Source organism: Alcanivorax sp. HI0083 (genome assembly GCF_001635175.1).
Genome location: NZ_LWFX01000571.1, coordinates 1 through 312, shown reverse-complemented (window position 1 = coordinate 312; position 312 = coordinate 1). Strand labels below are relative to the sequence as shown.

At 55.4% G+C, this 312-nt stretch carries 1 protein-coding gene; it reads right to left on the bottom strand.

Going from position 1 to position 312, the window contains the following annotated elements; all coding sequences use genetic code 11:
* Positions 1-312 (bottom strand): adenylyl-sulfate kinase (gene cysC, locus A3754_RS05785; RefSeq protein ID WP_063519061.1); only part of this gene is annotated, 312 nt, incomplete at both ends.

The following is a 312-nucleotide window of genomic DNA, read 5'->3' as shown; positions in this document are numbered from 1 at the left end:
CTATCGATACCGGTGAATTCCTTGATAATGCCCTGGCGCGCTTTCTGGTACAGCCCTTTGGGATCGCGCTTCTCACACTCTTCAAGCGGCGCATCCACAAATACTTCCACAAACTCACCGTCTTCGAACAACTCACGGGCCGCATCGCGATCGGCGCGGAACGGGCTGATAAAGGCCGTTACCACAATCAAACCGGCATCCACCATCAATTTGGCCACTTCAGACACCCGGCGAATGTTCTCGGTGCGGTCTTCATCACTCATACCCAGGTTCTTGTTCAGGCCGTGGCGCACATTGTCGCCATCCAGCAGG